The 15,065-nt window shown below is 44.5% G+C and carries 10 protein-coding genes and 1 pseudogene; 5 read left to right on the forward strand and 6 right to left on the reverse strand.

Translation table 11 applies throughout. From position 1 onward, the window contains the following. Window positions 1-19 precede the first annotated feature (19 nt). Both LN995_RS20015 and LN995_RS20020 read left to right on the forward strand, forming a co-directional pair. A complete protein-coding gene (locus LN995_RS20015; protein ID WP_229962867.1) occupies window positions 20-5,434 on the forward strand; it encodes a sacsin N-terminal ATP-binding-like domain-containing protein in 5,415 nt (1,804 codons plus the stop codon). Between the two features lies 1 nt (window position 5,435). Continuing rightward, window positions 5,436-7,214 carry an AAA domain-containing protein gene (locus LN995_RS20020; protein WP_229962868.1) on the forward strand — a complete coding sequence of 593 codons (1,779 nt, stop codon included), beginning with the start codon at window positions 5,436-5,438 and terminating at the stop codon, window positions 7,212-7,214. A gap of 27 nt (window positions 7,215-7,241) precedes the next feature. On the opposite strand, the gene LN995_RS20025 is transcribed toward LN995_RS20020, so the two are convergent. From LN995_RS20025 to LN995_RS20040, 4 genes and pseudogenes are all read right to left on the reverse strand, one after another. Beyond that, window positions 7,242-7,913 carry a DUF6371 domain-containing protein gene (locus LN995_RS20025; RefSeq protein ID WP_229962869.1) on the reverse strand — a complete coding sequence of 224 codons (672 nt, stop codon included), beginning with the start codon at window positions 7,911-7,913 and terminating at the stop codon, window positions 7,242-7,244. Window positions 7,914-8,075: 162 nt separating this feature from the next. After that, window positions 8,076-8,222, reverse strand: a pseudogene (locus LN995_RS22220) (PG0870-related protein); the annotation flags it as partial. A gap of 100 nt (window positions 8,223-8,322) precedes the next feature. Next, the gene (locus LN995_RS20035; protein ID WP_229962871.1) at window positions 8,323-9,768 is read right to left on the reverse strand and encodes a DUF3987 domain-containing protein; all 1,446 of its coding nucleotides are present in this window, start codon (window positions 9,766-9,768) and stop codon (window positions 8,323-8,325) included. A gap of 118 nt (window positions 9,769-9,886) precedes the next feature. Then, window positions 9,887-10,861 (reverse strand): hypothetical protein, encoded by a 975-nt coding sequence (locus tag LN995_RS20040; protein WP_229962872.1) that lies wholly within the window; start codon window positions 10,859-10,861, stop codon window positions 9,887-9,889. A 153-nt stretch (window positions 10,862-11,014) separates the two neighbouring features. Here LN995_RS20040 and LN995_RS20045 point away from each other — a divergent pair, with 153 nt between their 5' ends. The 3 genes from LN995_RS20045 to LN995_RS20055 all read left to right on the forward strand — a co-directional run bounded on the left by LN995_RS20045 (window position 11,015) and on the right by LN995_RS20055 (window position 14,379). After that, window positions 11,015-11,977 (forward strand): hypothetical protein, encoded by a 963-nt coding sequence (locus LN995_RS20045; protein WP_229962873.1) that lies wholly within the window; start codon window positions 11,015-11,017, stop codon window positions 11,975-11,977. A 337-nt stretch (window positions 11,978-12,314) separates the two neighbouring features. Continuing rightward, window positions 12,315-12,689: a hypothetical protein gene (locus LN995_RS20050; protein WP_229962874.1), complete on the forward strand. Its 375-nt coding sequence runs from the start codon at window positions 12,315-12,317 to the stop codon at window positions 12,687-12,689. Between the two features lie 4 nt (window positions 12,690-12,693). Further along, on the forward strand, window positions 12,694-14,379 hold the full coding sequence (locus tag LN995_RS20055) for a recombinase family protein (RefSeq protein WP_229962875.1): 1,686 nt from the start codon (window positions 12,694-12,696) through the stop codon (window positions 14,377-14,379). 81 nt (window positions 14,380-14,460) lie between these two features. Here LN995_RS20055 and LN995_RS20060 read toward each other — a convergent pair whose 3' ends face one another. Further along, window positions 14,461-14,712, reverse strand: coding sequence for an ABC transporter permease (locus LN995_RS20060; RefSeq protein WP_229962876.1), 252 nt, complete (start codon window positions 14,710-14,712; stop codon window positions 14,461-14,463). Window positions 14,713-14,841: 129 nt separating this feature from the next. Then, window positions 14,842-15,065 (reverse strand): IS1 family transposase (locus tag LN995_RS20065; protein WP_229962877.1); only part of this gene is annotated, 224 nt, incomplete at its 5' end.

A 15,065-nucleotide genomic window follows, 5' to 3' on the forward strand; every position in this document is an offset into this window, starting at 1 on the left:
TAACATCTCACATATTTATATGTTATCAGCGGAAGTGATCAAATCTAAACTGCTAAAATATTGGCAAATAGATCAATTACAATTCATAGCCGAGTTTAGAAAGCCAAAACCCAAATCCCCTTTTGGTTTCTTTATCAACTTCAGAATCCCAGATAAAGATAGAACACTTCTCTATCCTAGAATGGATGGTTATATGTTTAGCAGACAAATATCATGTCATCAATATAATGCTGACGATTTAGTTGATGGTCAGTATTATAAAGTTGACTTGGAACCTGAAGCTGATGATAAAAGAACAACAAACCCTTTTCAGTTAAAAGTTGTCAGTTACTCTGCAGTTGATGATTACAAATCGCCTCAAGACTTCATTAAATACTGGTTTAGTCGTAAGGGTGAGAATCCAGGTGATGCATCTACGATCGCATCACAATTAAAGCTCAATGAGCTTGAATTATATACTCATACAAAGCGCTTTGTATTTGAGCTTATTCAAAACGCTGATGATATGCCACTTTCAAATGATGGTGTAAATATTGAGTTGTATTTGCTAAAGAATCACTTATTATTTTTACATAATGGGCAGTTTTTCACAAGAGACAATGTAAGAGCGATTTCCGATGCAGCCAAGAGTACAAAAACAAAAAGCGAGACGCAGACTGGTTATAAGGGTATTGGCTTTAAATCTGTATTTACAGACTCAAATAGGGTATATATAAAATCAGCAGATTACTCTTTCAAATTTGACAAGTTAGCTCCTATATATAAAGACTTTTGGTCATTATACGCTGACTATTATAATTCAAAAACTCCCACTGCCAAAAAGGAATTTGAGCTAGAGTATAGAGGAAATGAGAAGCATTATACAAATATTGATCTCATCCCTTGGCAGATAAAACCTATTTGGGTTGATTGGCAGGATTACCCTGAGGAACTTAAAAATTCTCCATTTTTCAACAATCAACAAGTTGCTATAGCATTAGAGGTAGGTGAAGCTATTCTTAAGCAGAAAGATTATGAAGGCATGATCTACAGCTTAATTCGGGAGCCACGCTTTTTACTTTTTCTGAGGAAGACGAAAGTATTTTCATACAAACCTTTTAGTTCCTCTGAGCCTGTTATCATTTCAGTAAGAGACAATCAGATCGGATTAGATGTTTTCAGAAATAATGAGCTTATCTCTTCATATGTTCGAGAAGACTTTCAAATAAATATTCAAAATGAAGATTTTGAAAAAGCTGGCCTAAATTTTAAGCGAAGAGAAGTAGATGGAGGAAAAATAGAATTTCATGATGCTGATGGTCTAAAGCTAGAGAATATTCCAGAGAAATTAGGTCGACTGAACAAAACATCGATTTCTTTCGCCGCTAAAATTAATGGGACTGCAATTGAAGAACTAAGTAAAGATGAAACAATTCTATTTAATTACTTACCGACCTCTGATCAAAGGTTTGGTTTTCCTTATTTAGTAAACGCTGATTTCATAAGTAAATCTGATAGAGAGTTTATCCAAATAGAGAACTTGTGGAATCACTATCTGTTTTATCATATAGGATTTAAGACTATTGAATGGATTTCTAAACTTGGTAGTATAGTTAATGAATCCTTAGGTAAGAAGTACTTTCCCTATGCAAAAACATACCTAAACCTGCTACCTGTTAATTTATTAGATGAACGAAATGAAGAATTAGCTACTATAAATAAAGCTTTTAATAATGGAATTAGAGGGGGAATTAAAGAAGTACCTTTCATTATTGATAGTAGAGGAAACCTGAAAAAGTGTGAAGAGATAATTATTGATGACACAGGGATTTCATCGGTTCTAGGGCCAAAATTCTTTAAAGAAATCTCAGCTACCTCGAAAGAACTTCCACTTATTGTTCTCAGCCAACTTCAACTCAAGAGTAACTACTTAAACATTGAAAGATTTAATTCTGTAAATCTTGAAGCAGTATTAGTTACTGCAGAAAATAAAGATTTGCTTTCGTCCTTTATTCAAAAGCTATATGACTTTAAGTATATTAAGTTTTTAGAGTGGTTGGATGATTTCTGTGTGAAATATTCAGGAGATAGGGAGTGGCTTTTAAATCTGCCTATTATCAGATCTTCAGATTTTGTCTTGAGCTTAAATGATGTATTATTTAAGGAGGACTTTTATCTGAAGACATCTAAAATCAAAGATATAGAAGGTATCTTAATTAATATTGGGTATGAACTGTCAACTTTTTACATTGATGATTATCAAAATATTTACGGAGCTGTTTTAGGTAAGTCGGAAACCTATTTAAACATAGATATTAAAATTTATGAACGTATAGCCGCAAATACGCTACTTCATAAGCTTAACGCCTCTGAAAAAAACTCTTTACTTTCTTTTTTTGAAAAATTAGACCAAGTAGGTAAAACAAAATTTGCACACTCAATCAAGTTATTTCAGTCTAGTGTAGATAATGGAAAACTAAAGCCTCTAGGTAGTCTAATTACAAATACCTGTCCTAATTTACCCTTTTGGCTTGCTGCCTTTGTGATTAACCAACAGGAAGAAAAAGGATTAGCATCAGGCTTTAAAAAGCATCTCATTAAGCAAGATGAAATACTCGAAAAGATTTTCTGCAACCCATCTACTTTTGATGAACTGAAATTTAGTGTAAAAGCTAATCAAGTAAATTCATTCTATACATATATTCTTGAGCTATATCAATCTTTGCCAACGGATAAGAAACTGATTTATACGGGTATCCCATGGCTATACCTAGATTCTATAGATGCTTTTCAACTACCTGCAGAAGCATATTGCCCTGACAGCCTTTTAAATTTAGATCAAGATAAGTACGAAAGAATTAAGTATCTTCTTGAAACATCCTCAGAAGCAAAGCTACCAGTACATTCATCATTGCCTGTTATAAAAGCCTTTGCGTTAGGTTGTAAGAAGGGTACAGTTTCACAGATAATCACAAAAGCTAATAGCTTTGTACTGGATCACATAAATGATTTTCTTGATTGGCTAAAGAATAATGGGGAGAAAATTTTCTTTCAGCTATTCAATATAATTAAGAGTAATAATGTATTTACCTTTTCAAGGACTCTCGGTCCCCAGCAATACTATACGGAAGATTCTAAGTTAGTAGAGGCAATAAGTGCTGTCAATAGTTTCAATTCAAAACTGGCTCTATTGCCATCTGAGTTGTATTCCGAAGATAGGAAAGCAATTGGTTTGCTTGAAGGAAATGAACTTATTGAGTATCTAATTAAGAATGGATTATTTTCTACTCGACATGTAGACTTCATTCATAAGACTAAAGAGATTGCCCTTAAAAAACTATTTATTGAGTGCCTTTCCTCTATTGATCTACTTTCAACTGAAAAGTATGATAAAGATTCAGATGCTCATAAAGTTTTAGAAATCATAGTTGAACTTGGTAAAGAGGATGACAAACTTTATGATAATGTAATCAATAAGATAACTATTGATGGTCATTTTCTAAGCAGAAAGAATGTTTCGGATGATGTTATTTTTACTTTTCCAAATGGGGTTAACCTACCAGAAAGAAAGTACGAGCTGAAGCTGTCTAATATATTGTACAACTACAAGAATGAAACAGAATCTCTTACCTTGGTTATCAATAACTTTATTGATTTTAAGTATATCTCATCCTTACGAAAAGTATTTAAGACTGCTCTAAAAAAACATGTAGAAATTTTCAATGAAATACATTCTTCACATAGTCACTATTTAACTCCATCCCAAATCTTATTCCTTCTTCTACATAAAGAAAATAATCCCACTCTTGACTTTAGAAAAGGCAAGCTAGATTTTGATGATTATCTCTTTGATAAAGATCCTGTGAAAGCTAAGGAGCTATCCCTTGAAATGCTCTCATTATTTTATGAAAATAATTATACAAGATTTCATCAGTTAGGCTTTAATTTTAGAGAGATAAGCTTTGATAATATCCTATTGGATAAGAGCTATGCCTTACCTCATGAGCAGCTAGCGAGTTGGGTATTAGAGTGGTTAGAAATAGGAGACAAGGTAGCCAAAATCAGGTTTTTAATAAATTCAGGAATAAACGGAGATGAAAGCGCTGTTATTCAACTTCGCAAGGGGCTACTAGAATCAGATCGGGATACTTTTGATAGGGGTTTAGCGAATCTCACTAATATTGGTCTACTAAAGCATACACTTGACTGGCTTATGATAAAGCAAGTTGAGGGTGATTTAGTGTTTAGTAAAGAATACTTAAAGCCTATTTATGAGAAGTTAGAAAAGAATCAGGTACTCATTATTAACTTACCTGTACCCGTGGTAAAAGCATTTGGGTCTGATGCTTTCAAACTTGTAAAACAGAGCACAGAGCAAGTGTTTCATTATACTCATAGTGGCTGGGGCGAATGGGGTAGTGAAATATTTGCAAGCATATCTCAGTCCGGGGGGTACGTATTAGATGGTATACTATCTGATAATTACAAGAGTAACCTGAAGCCAATTGTTGCTAATGTATCCGAGGCACCTGATGAGGAACTTCTCAAAAGGGATAGTAAACTTTTAAGTGAACCATATTACACTAATTGGTCACTTAGAACTAACTATCCAATATTCATATATAAAGGCGGATCCATGTTGCCTCATCAGATCAATTACTATAATTTATTTACTAAGCAAAAGCTCTCAGGTAAAGCCTTGAATCTTAAAGGCTCTATCTATATTACTGCTGATGAGTTAAAGGAATTACCATATCCACTTAAAAACATTATACCTAAAGAGGTATACAATGACCTAAGTAATGCTAAAGTAGAATATGAGAAAAAGCTACGGAGAGAACAGATTGAAGTAATTTACTCAGATGAGGAAGCAGATGCCCTTAAACGGTTGTTTGGAGATGATATTCCTAGAGGATTTCATAAGGATTTAAATCTTTCTGCCCTTATCAAGGGATTAGTGTATCTCACTCATAGCGGTTATGAGACATCAGAAGCAGAAGAAAATTTGAAAGTGACACATGAGTACTCTCAACTTTATCCTGTTTACCCATCTAATCAAGATAAAAGTTTTTCGAGCGCACTAAACATTAAGTGTCGCTCTGCCAAGTCAGGGTTACTGTACTTGCGAGCTTCCAGCTGGAAAGGTCTAAAAGATAGTAATACTTATCTCTATGTATTAACGGGGAATAATAATACTGATTGCCAACTTTTTAAAACAAGAGAGGAAGTTATAAAAGATGATAAAGCTGACTACAGAGTTATAAGAATGGAGTCAACTGGTTCACCTACTGAACTCGATGCAATATTAGAAGGAAGATTTGATCCAGAAAATATGTGGTTAATAATACGGGTGGCGGATAAGAAAGAATATAAATCGATTTTTGAAAAAATTCGGGAAAAAGAAGCGAATGATTCAATTGACGATTTGAACTTAGGAAACGAAAACCTTGATTAATATGAATATCTCCCAAGACAAGCATATAGAATTTTATGAGTGGCAAATACAGGTAATAGAAGAAGAGTGGAAGAGGTATGCTAATACTAGAATGCAAACTCTTGTACAAGAGAACAGATTATTTGTTGGTCGAATTTGGGGTATTCAGGAGAGCCAAGGTAATGTCGTTCTGCGTTTTAAAGCAGGTTCCGTCCCTAGAATGAAACAACCATACATTCTATGTATGGTTGGGCCTGATGCTTCACCTACTTCTGCAGAATGGGATTTCACATACCTGAAGTTTCGAGAATCTGTAAAACCAAGGCTTTGCGGTTTAAATACAGATATTAGAACTCTAAACTATTTAAAGACAGATGATGAAAAATGGTCTTATATTCTTGTAAGTGGTTTTGATGAAGCAATATTAAACCAGATCAAGAAAAATTTCCTTGATCACAAGAAACATCCTTTAATTGTTGTAGCTGAGACTGATCCACCCGTTGATTATCTAATAGCTTTGAAGGATTATGTAAGAAGGAAGCCTGAAGATAATACACTGACCCTGGATGTGGATGTTCAAGAGAACTCATGGTCCCCAACTTTAATCGATAACAAGGATGAAACAATTCGAGAAATTTTAAGTCTAATCGAGAACCAGGATGTAACAGTTCTTCAAGGTCCCCCAGGGACAGGTAAATCTCATTTAGCAGCAGAAGTATGTGACTTCTATACAGGTCTTGGTAAGTCTGTTTGTGTGACAGCTTTAACAAATAAAGCTCTTATAGAAATTGCTGCCAAGAACGGTATGTTGCGCTCCTTAAAAAGAGGAAGTGTTTTTAAAACAAATTTGTCTTCAGATGAAGCCAAGAAGTTTTCACTACTTAAACCAGTTTTACATTTTGCTCCGAGAGAGGGGGAAATACTACTTTCTACATATTATAAACTAGCATTAAATTATTTAATGTTAGTTGAAGATAGTAAAAGGTATGACCTAATAATTATTGAGGAAGCTTCTCAAGCATATCTAGCAACTATAGCAATGTTCAAGTCAATAGCTGCTAAAGTGTTAATTATCGGCGACCATAAACAGTTAACTCCTGTTGTTATTAATAAAGATGAAGCAAAAAAGATTCATACACATATCGAAGGTGTGATTAACGGTTTACAAACCTTCGCTTTCAACAATTCATCTATTTCATACCGCCTCATAAATACAAGAAGGCTAACTTCGGAGGGAGCTAGGTTAACAGGTCTATATTATGAAAACAGCCTCAAAAGCACCTCAGATTTAGAAAATATCACTTCGTTTAATTCATCTTATAGTCACTTATTTCATCCGAATGGTGGAGTATCAATTGCCAAGCTACAGTCATCAATGATTGGCTTTACTGAGCAGAATTTATTAAAATTCATGTCTCTAATAGGGAGAGAAATTCTATCTAATGATAAGCAAATTGAAGTTGCGCTTTTATCGCCCTATGCTAGGGTTGAGTCTAATTTATACGAACAATACAGTAGATTATCTTCTGATTATAGTCGAGTAACAATTAATACAATTCATAAGATACAAGGGCTTACATCTGATCTAACAATTTTGTATTTGCCATTGGACAACCCAAGTTTTGATCTTAATGATAATTTGTTCAATGTAGCTACAAGTAGGGCAAAAAGGGGAACTTTCATAGTTACTTATCAACACATTGAATTATTAAGAGGCGTAACTCCAGAGACATTGTTTTTTCTGCGAAACTGTAAAGGCGTAAGTTTAGATTTTATGGAAGCTTTTAGAAAAAAAATGTAGGTATTACTATAACGAGAAGAATATCCTTCACAAAAAATCAGCCAAATCAAGTCCCTCATTCTTTTGCTCATCGGTTGCAATCCGCTCCAGATCCTCTGAGACGGTAAAGCAGGTGATGTCTGCCATTTCCTCCGCCTTTGCTTTCCATGCTGTGTAGCCGTTCAAATCCGGGAACAGCGTCACGTTCCTGCCCCTGAGCACCAGACACCGCTCGCGGGAAAGGTTTCCCTTACTACCGGTGGCCAGCCAAACGTATTCAGGAAGATAGGCGGTGCAAACGGTGGCTGTTTTCTCGCTCTCCACCACGGCCACTGGTCTGTCTGGGAACTGCCGCAGCAGGTGCTCCCCAAACAGGCACTGTCTGAGATAATAATTCTCCTGACCCAGGTACTTATGTGCCCAGTCGATGTGGTCTTTGGGTTCTGTTACTCTTTTTCCGCTCACGGCATTGTAGAGCATAATCTTCCCAGTCCTTATTTTTCCATGTTGGTCGATCTGCCAAAAAACCGTTGCACCCGGCCACCTTTTGGATGTTCCGATGTGGTAAAGCGAGATGAGCTTATTCGCTGTTTCAGCCCCTACTTTACTTATAAGGAAGCGCACGAAATTATTTTGCCCGTAGCACCTGCGGCTTTCCCTTAACTTTTCAAGGGAAACATAGGAAACAGGCTGTTGCCCGGTGTTGCTTTTGGTTGCCAACCGTTTGCTCCGGGTTTGATTTATGTTGCCGAACCGTTGCCCGAAGGGTTGCAGAGCGGTTGCGGAGCCGTTGCTTTCTGTTTCCAAACCTGTTGCCAGCCACGGGTTATCGGAAAAGTACTCCTTCGGCGTATAATGGTAGCCGCACTTGTTTACCCTGTTGCAGATTCCCACCGTCTCGTGCAGGTAATCGCCTGCCTCAGTGTCCATGTAGCGTGTAAACTGCTTTTTCTTGCCGCAGTTGGGACAGGCAAAGCGGGTATTGCTGCCGTTGCCGTAGGGCTGCAGGGTGTATCGGTAGTGACGCATCAGGTATGTTGGTTAGTATAGTAAAAGGTAAGTTGCACTTTCGGCACTTTGGGCATTTTGTGTCTTTGTTTGTGCCGAAAGTGCCGAAAGTGCAAGTGGGTTAGAGCAGCTTTTCATAGCGGCCGTGCTCCGGTCTGGTGAACAGGTTTTTTTCGGTGAGGAACTTCTTGAAGGTGCGTTCCGGCATGTCCATCTGCTCTGCCACGCGCAGCCCATCTGCAGTGGAGAACTGCTGCGGCAGCTGCTCATAAAGCTCCCTTTTCCGTTTGTTGTAGCGGTCGAGCGGGTCCTCGTTGTGGACGATGCGCTGCACCACCCTGGCCGTGCGGCGGAAGTATTCGGACAGCAGGATGGCCCCCTCCACCGCCTTCAGTTCGATCTGGGCCTTCTCCGCCTCGCAGCAGGCCCAGGCCAGCAGCTGCAGGATGAGTGCGAAGCGAATGGTGTAGACCTCCAACTTGGTGTAAACGCCTTTCAGTGCCTCGCTCTCGGCGTCATTGCACAGGTCGGTGTTGGTTCCCTGCCATTCCTGCAGTCTTAACCATGCCTCGGGTGAGAAGCGCAGCTGGCGGGGCACGGGCGTCTCCCACTCATCCACCTCCATTTTCAGCTCCAGCAGGAAGGCCATGTAGTTGGCCCAGTTGCGCGTGTGCGCCTCGTCGAGCACGCTGTCGCTCCAGCGCTCCTTCCTGACGCCTTCTGGCATGGCGAAGAGGAACCTGTCGAGAAAGCCGTTGTCTGACTTACCGTTCCTGGCCAGTTCCAGGAGCACCCCGTTCTGAATCGTGCCGACGATGGGGATGAAGGGGCGCCTGATGCGCACGGGCATCCGCTTTAGGCGGTCCACGCTCACGGTCTTGCTGCTCCAGGCGCTGAGCCAGAACTCCACATCGCCGCCGCTGTTGTAGCGGTTGAGGTTCTTGACGAAACCCGCTAGCTCGTCTACCACCGCGCACACGCCACGGGTGTTATGGCTGTGCGCCACCGTCAGGGCCTCCTGCGTGAAATCGGAGACCAACGTCTTGCTGAGCACCGGCTCCCGCGGCCCTTCCGTTTCATGGTTATTTCGGTCCTTACCTAACATTCCCTGCAGCAGCTCGTACTCCCGGCGCTCCTGGGCGTAGCGGTGGTAGGCCTCATCGTCCCGCCTGGAGAGCGGCGCGAAGGCGAAGTCCAGCGGGTGGCTCTTGTTGGAGCCCGGGGGTGCCACCAGCGCCGCATAAAGCACTGCGCCCTCCTGCCAGGTAGGCTTGACGTGGGCGGTGTGGCTGTTGCCGATAGCCGTGGCCGCCGCGCACAGCATGGACGTGGCGGTAAAGTCCACCGGGAAACGCAGGCTATTGTTTGTGGCCCGGATGATCCGCTGTATGGCGGGAGGGAAGGCCTCTATGGGAAAGGGGTTTGCCTCTGGCTTTTCCGGTGCAGCAGCTTTTAGAGGGGCAGGAGTAGGCTCCTTTCGGAGCTCCTCCAGTAATCTGTCAGCCTGCGAGAAATCGGGGGCCAGGGCATTACTCTGTCCTGGCAGATAGTGTTGTTCTTGCTTCATTTGCATCAACTTTATAGGGTGAACTGTCGATGTAAAACAAGCGGGTTTTAACCGAAAAAGCGGTGTCGGTAACGACTGTGGTAATGACTGCGGTAATGACTGGGAAAGCTTAACTCACTCACTTCCTTTTTTTTGCGGCAACCTTCTGTTTGATGCCGTCGAACCTCGGTCTGTAGGCCGGAGTGAAGATCTCCGGGTACTTGTGGTCCCTGTTCGGCTTCATGATTTGGTCAATGGTGTCGCTCTTGGTGAAGGTGGCCTGTATGGTCTCCACCTTCTTTTCCCTGATCCAGCCCTTGCGCTCCAGCTCTATGAACAGCTCGGCCAGCTCTTTCTGAGTGCCCAGCCACTCGTGCCTTTCCAATCCCAGGGCTGCCATATCCAATCCGTTGCCTTTTGTTGCTATATCCATTTGCTTGTTTGTTTCCTTTTGTTGCTCCTTGTTGAATAGCTCAGGGTACAGCATGCGCCCGATAGCCTCTATCGCCTCGTTGTCACGCTCTCCCTGATCCAGTGCCCTGCTGTTTGCCGCCTCAACCCTTATCTTCTCCAGGGTAAAGTCGGGCTCCATGTGCCTCAGCTGGCTCATCAAGGTGTAATACTTGACCAGGAATTTTGCCACAACGCGTTCCCGCTGGTTGTCCTCATGCGGAGTAGCATTGCCCTGTTGCTCCAGGCGTTGCAGGTTGTTGCCCCAGTACCTGAATGCCTCCTCGTTCATGTTCTCCAGGTAGGTGTCAACGTACAGGCCAGCCAGCTCACAGAGTCCCTCCAGGTTCACCTGCCGTGCAGCCCGAAGCGCATTGGAGGGGGCGGTTTTCCTGTTAAACGAGTAGGCCCCCTCAAAAGCGGTGATGATCTCGTTAAGCCTGGGTGTCTTCCGGAAGGTCTTCAGCAGCAGGCCCATGGAGAGGAGCTGGTAATGAAACACGATGCCCCTGTGCCCAGCGTGCTGCAAGTGCGTCTTTATCTTCTGCAGCGCAAAGCCGCTGTACCGCTCCTGCAGGCGCCAAAAATAGCTGTCACTATATATAAAAGCCTTATTGCCCATTGTTGCCATTAATCGTTGCCATTCGTTGCTGTTTGTTGCCAAAGGTAAGGCTTCCCTGCCTGATCCGGAAACGACGAAGCGGGATATGCTAGAGGCAGGTAGAGTATCTGAAAAATAATTTTCCGTTGCCCGATGATATGCTAAATATTCTATTACCTTTGAGGAATAAATATTTAGATATGATAATTAGAAGATATGGAGATATCAGATGAGGGGCTGCCCGTAGTGGACGTGCAGGTGGATAGCCTCGGCACCACCCCCTTCCGCATGTCCACCCCTGAGGAGCAGCAGGCCTCCTATGAGCGCTACTACAGCCGCGTCTTCTCGGTGAAGGACGCCTTCATCACTGCCAAGCGCTTCCACGACTGGCTCCGCTCCGGGCTGCTGCCGCTGGACATACCCGAGGGCAGGAAGAATTTGATGAACCTGCCCGAGTTCATCTGGGTGAGATTGATCGGCAGGCTGCGCCAGGTGGGCACGCCCCTGGAGCAAATCCAGGCGCTGAAGGAGTACCTCTTCGCCGAGATAGACGTGCAGGCGCTGGCGGCGGAGGCGATGCAGAGCGCGGAGAATCAGGCTTGGGTAGGAAAGATGCTCGACCGCTCGGGCATAAGCGAGGAGCAACGGCAGGCAATACAGGATGAGATGGCTTCGGACGCGCCCTTCGCCTCCGTACAGGGAAAGCAGAAGTATACCGTGCTGGACTCGGTGCTTTTCCACCTCTTGGCCAGCCGTGACGAGGCGGGCGTGCAGCTGCTGCCCGAGGGCTATTTCGTGCTGTGGATGGAGTCGTCTGGCGAGCCGCGTCTGAAAACCACCCATGTTTACCTCTCCATCACCGAGCAGGTGGATATCTTCCGCACCAGCGGCATATGGGAGAAGAAAGCGGAGAAGCTAGACGAGCTGACGCCGGAGGAGTGGCAGGTGGTGTGGGCCATCCGCGACAGAAGGGCAAAGGAGGTGACGGTGAACTTCACGGAGAAGGGGGAGCGGCGGCGGCTGGACATCACCACCACCACGGGCGAGGTGCTGGACCTAAATAACCTGAACGAGGAGGCTATCCAAAGGATCATCCAGGGCAAGTTCACCGACGTCAGCATGAAGACGCAGGACGGGAAGACGCTCTATATTGAGCGAAAGAAGCGCAGGCGCGTGTAAAAGATTTACTTGCTGAACAGCAGATACGGGTTTTGTAAAGGATCACCCCATTCAAGGCAGGATAACCGGCGGCAACATCAGGCAACAGGGAGTGGCAACATCGCAGCAACGAAGGCCAAGTGCCTTAGCAACAGGCTCGGCAACGGAATCAGCAACGCCTTTGCAGGCACGGCAACAACAATAAAGCCTCTGGCAACAGGGACAAACAGAAAGCAACTATTTGCAAACCTGGAAAAACAGGTAAAATGCAACAATAACGGTACTGAAGACCTCAGACCGAAAGAAGGAAGGGCCGCCGTACCGGAAACACTGGACGGAGGCGCAAACGGAACACTCCGTGCAAACCTTAACCAACCAAAAACAACCGTTAACAGAACAGCAAGGCCAGAAAAGACAGCAGGCAAAGCAACAAAAAGTAAACAACCCCGAACAAGGGGAAAACCAGGAACAGTCACCGCAGCAGGAAGAGGGGCTGTACCGGCTCGTAAAACAGGACGAGGCGCTTCGGGCCTACCACACGGCAAAGCTCCTGGACACGCCGGGCTACAGCCACCTGAGCGTGGAGGAGGCAGGCGATGTGGTGGAGCAGATGCTACGGCTCTCCATACTGATGTACGAGATGCTCCTGGAGGAGGGGCAAACCCGTATGGAGGAACAGAATTTTATTAAAAAAACGGCGGCAACCGAAAGCAACCATGGCAGCAACAAGTAAGACAATGAAAAAGCAAACAAAAGCAACAGGCGGCAACGCCCCGAAAGCACCTAAAGGCGACACAATGGCAACAAAAGACAACACGGACCTGAGCATCTTCGCCCGCCCGCAGCAGATCGGGAAGAAGAAAGGCAAAGCCGTCGCCCGTGGCAAGGTGGCCGTCATCTATACCCGTGTTTCCACCAAGGAGCAGGCAGAGACGAACCAGAGCCTGGAGACGCAGTTGGACAGCTGCCGCGTCTACGCCGAGCGCAACGGCTATGAGGTGGTGGGTGAGTTCGGCGGCACCTATGAGAGCGCCAAGTCCGACGAACGCAAAGAGTTCAAGCGGATGCTCGACTTCGTGAAGAAGAGCCGCCACAATATCGGCCACATCATCGTCTACTCCCATGACCGCTTCTCCCGCTCGGGGCCCAGCGCCGCTTTCATTGCAGACGAGCTGCGTCAGCTGGGCATTTCCCTGCTGGCCGTCACCCAGCCGGTTGACGCCACCACGCCCATGGGCGTGCTCATGCAGCAGCTCTACTTCTCAATGGGTCACATGGACAACCACCAGCGGCGGGAGCGCTGCACGGCGGGCATGCTGGCCATGGCAAGGAAAGGCTACTGGCCCGGAAAGGCACCGATGGGCTATGACCAGCTGAAGGTGAACGGGGAGCAGGTGATAAAGCCAAACAAGCAGGGCAAGCTCATCCGCCTGGCCTTCCATCTGAAGGCCGAGCAGGGCCTCTCCAACACAGACATCATCAAAAGGCTCAAAAGCCAGGGGCTGACGCTATACGACCAGACGCTCACTAAGATCTTCCGCAACCCCTTTTACTGCGGCCTGATCACACACGGGCTCCTGAATACGGATGAAGTGATTCAGGGAAGGCACGAGCCGCTGATCTCCAGAGAGACGTTTCTGCGGGTGAACGGGCTGCAGGCGCAGAACGCCCACGGCTACACTCAGGTGAAGGAGGACGAGCAATTGCCGCTGCGCCACCACATCCAGTGTGGCAGCTGCCAAAAGCCGCTCACAGGCTATGAGATGAAGAAAAAAGGCATCCACTACTACAAGTGCAACACCAAGGGCTGCTGCCTGAACAGAAACGCAGGCAAGATGCACGAGCTATATCAGCAATTGCTCACGGAGTACCAGGTAGATCCCATCTTATTACCACAGGTGCAGGAGATGATGTCGCAGGTGTTCAAAAAGCTGAGCCAGGACCATGAGCAGGAGGAGAAGCGTTTGAAGCTGCAATTAGCGGAGCTGAAAAAGAAGCTGGACGCGCTCGAACGGCGCTATGCTTATGGCGAGCTAGAGCGGGAGATATACGCTAAGTTCAGCGCGGAGCTGAAAGCCGAGATGCGGGAGATAGAGGTGAATCTAGAAAAACTCTCTGGACCTTTATCGAACCACAGAACGCTTCTGGAAAACGGGCTGAAAATGATGCTAAGTCTCTCATCCACATGGGGTAAGGGTGATGCGCAGAAGAGAAGGAGGCTGCAGGCACTGGTGTTTCCCGAGGGGGCGCAATATGACCGTGAAAAAGAGGCTTATCGAACTGTCAGGGTGAACAGCTTTTTCGGCCTTGCAAGAGAGATTTCGCAGAAAATGGAGGAAAAAGAGAGAGGGAAAAGCAGTGGTGAAACTGACTTTTCCCTCTTGGTAGCCCGTAGGGGAATCGAACCCCTGTTACCAGAATGAAAATCTGGCGTCCTAACCCCTANTTAAGTTTTATCTGCTTCATTATCAGGCAGAAAAAGTAGTAACAATACAGCTAAAATCTCATTCACTCTTCAACGATTGTACAGGATTTGACAAAGTAGCTTGTATTGCTTTAGAGCCCATAGTTATGTTTATGCGGTAGGCAAATTCCTGCAGCCATAAATTCATATAACTGTATCCAATAGGCACTGCAATTATAAATGTTGTTAGCACCAACCTGACAAACTCTTTCGAAAACAGTACAGTAATGTCTAGAACAGTAGCGCCCATTACTTTACGGACTCTCACTTCTTTGGTAAGTTGAGCTGTCATAAAGGCCTAGGCAACCGATAAAAATGGCTAAAAAGAAAATACCTTAAATAACTGTAATTGGTGAGCTCCTTCTTCATTATATTCAGCAATGTTATCATCTAAAAACTGATAATTAAATACGGTTTTGGTCTATAATGTATGATGGTTTCGGTAATAGAATATTAGCTTCATGGCACTGTAATGATTCTGCTCTTTTTTAGAGAAGCAGGCTGTTTTTCTGACCAGTCTTCTGTTTCTTGTTCTCAGGCACAGGTTCACCCCCTCAATGTTCCTAGTGTATGCCTTCCCGATCGTATGCCTCTCTTTTGGCAACACTTTTTTGAAAGCAGGCCAGTCATCAGTGCAGAACCTGC

This window comes from Pontibacter silvestris (assembly GCF_020907275.1).
GTDB classification, from domain to species: Bacteria; Bacteroidota; Bacteroidia; order Cytophagales; family Hymenobacteraceae; genus Pontibacter; species Pontibacter silvestris.